Source organism: Streptomyces mesophilus, from assembly GCF_040300965.1.
In the GTDB taxonomy this organism is placed as follows: Bacteria; Actinomycetota; Actinomycetes; order Streptomycetales; family Streptomycetaceae; genus Streptomyces; species Streptomyces mesophilus_A.
Window position 1 is genome coordinate 1 of record NZ_JBEPEW010000309.1, and the last position, 1,847, is coordinate 1,847.

The 1,847-nt window shown below is 72.4% G+C and carries 4 protein-coding genes; 3 read left to right on the forward strand and 1 reads right to left on the reverse strand.

What is annotated here, in order from left to right; all coding sequences use genetic code 11:
* Positions 1 to 82 precede the first annotated feature (82 nt).
* Genes ABT367_RS41305 through ABT367_RS41315 form a run of 3 tightly spaced genes read left to right on the forward strand, consistent with a single transcriptional unit; the run spans position 83 to position 1,298 of the window.
* Positions 83 to 598 carry an NUDIX hydrolase gene (locus tag ABT367_RS41305; protein ID WP_352259114.1) on the forward strand — a complete coding sequence of 172 codons (516 nt, stop codon included), beginning with the start codon at positions 83 to 85 and terminating at the stop codon, positions 596 to 598.
* Entirely contained in the window at positions 595 to 990 is a 396-nt protein-coding gene (locus tag ABT367_RS41310) for a YidH family protein (protein ID WP_352259115.1), read from the forward strand. The genes ABT367_RS41305 and ABT367_RS41310 overlap by 4 nt, the downstream gene beginning before the upstream one ends.
* A complete protein-coding gene (locus ABT367_RS41315; protein ID WP_352259117.1) occupies positions 987 to 1,298 on the forward strand; it encodes a DUF202 domain-containing protein in 312 nt (103 codons plus the stop codon). The genes ABT367_RS41310 and ABT367_RS41315 overlap by 4 nt, the downstream gene beginning before the upstream one ends.
* 11 nt (positions 1,299 to 1,309) lie before the next feature.
* Here ABT367_RS41315 and ABT367_RS41320 read toward each other — a convergent pair.
* A partial coding sequence (locus ABT367_RS41320) for a hypothetical protein (protein WP_352259119.1) occupies positions 1,310 to 1,847 on the reverse strand: 538 nt, incomplete at its 5' end.

Sequence of the window (1,847 nt, forward strand, 5' to 3'; positions counted from 1 at the left end):
GGTGCTCGCGGGGGCGGTGGGGCGGGCGTAGCCCGTCTGCGGCTCGGGGGCGGTGGGGCGGGCGTAGCCGACCTGCGGTTGGATGGCGCGTATGAGCAGCGACGAGATCATCGACATCGTCGATGAACAGGACCGCGTCATCGGCCAGTCCCCGCGCCCCGTCGCGTACCGCGACGGCCTGCGCCACCGCTGCGCCTTCATCCTGGTGCGCGACGCCGAGGGCCGGATCTTCGTGCACCGCCGTACGGCGACGAAGGCCGTGTTCCCGTCCTTCCACGACATGTTCGTGGGCGGAGTCGTCGGCGCCGGCGAGTCCTACGACGAGGCGGCGCTGCGGGAGGCCGAGGAGGAGCTGGGCGTCACTGGCCTCGCACAGCCGGCCCCTCTGTTCAAGTTCCTCTACGAGGGGGACAGCGGCTCCTGGTGGTCGATGGTGTACGAGGTGCGCTGCGATCTTCCCGTGAGCCCGCAGGAGTCCGAAGTCGCCTGGCACACCTTCCTCACCCCCGAAGAGCTGGAGCTGCGGCTCGACGAGTGGGAGTGGACTCCGGAGGGGCTCGCCGCCTACACGCGGCTGCGGGACGGTGCCCGGCCGTGAACGGGTTCTTCTCCTCGCTGCGGCTGTGGTTCGCACCTGCCCGCGTACGGGAGGAGGGTGAGACCCCCGACTACCGCTTCTCGCTCGCCAACGAGCGGACCTTCCTCGCCTGGGTGCGCACGGCTCTCGCGCTGGTCGGCGGCGGCTTCGCGGTGGACCAGTTCCTGCCGGACCTGCGCTGGGCCTGGCGCGTCGGTCTGTCGCTCGCGCTGCTCGCGGTGGGCGCGATGTGCGCGCTGCGGGCCGTGAACCACTGGGTGCGCTGCGAGCTCGCGATGCGCCGCGGCGAGGATCTGCCGGTGACACGCTTCCCCGCGCTGCTGAGCCTCGCGGTCGGCGTGGTCGCGCTGATCATGGTCGTGGTGGTGCTCTTCGGCTGGGCGGAGCAGTGACGGATACGGTCCGCGACCCCGGGCTTCAGCCGGAACGCACCCGGCTCGCCTGGCGCCGTACGACCCTGTCGTGCACGGTCGCGGCGGTCCTCGCCGGCAAACAGGCCCTGCAGGGCGGCCCGACCCCGCTCGGCCTGCTCGCGGTCGCGGCATCCCTGGCGCTCTGGCTCGCGTTCGTCGCCCTGGCCCACCGCCGCATCCGCTCCCTGAGCGTGCCGCGCCCGGCAGTGCTTCCGGTGCGTGTGGCGTGGGGCGCGGCGGGGTGCGTGCTGGCCTTCACGCTGTTCTCGGCGGCGGTCGTCCGCTGACCGCCCTGCGGTCAGCGGCGCAAGGCCCCTGCGAGGGTCCGTACTTCGCGCGTGGCGAACCCGGGATCACGCGCCATCAGCCGTACGAGCTCCGCGCGCACCTCACGGCTGCGGCCGGCGTCGACGAGGGCTCGGGCTCGGGTCAGTGCGGGCGCCACACGGAGATGGCGGGACACGGCAGTGTGCTCCTCCTCCAGCCACCGCTCGGGCGGGAACCAACGCGTCAGTTTCGGCTCGTAGTCGGCGAGTTCGCTCCATATGTACGGATGCAGCGAGACGTTGACGACATGACCGGCCGGCAGCGTGCGCACCCAGTCGAGCCCCTGCTGCCAGCGGTCGTGGTTCGGACTCGACTTGCCCCGCGAGGTCACGCCCACGTAGCGCAGCTTGCCCCGGATCACGGACCAGGGCTCGCGGGTCTCCTCGATCCATGCGGCGAGCTCCTCGTGCACGGTGGTGAAGCTGCCGCCCTCGGACACGACGTCCACGAGGGCGAGCGGGCGCTTGCGGCGGGCCAGCGCGTGGGGCGCGAGGCCCACGGCTGCCAGG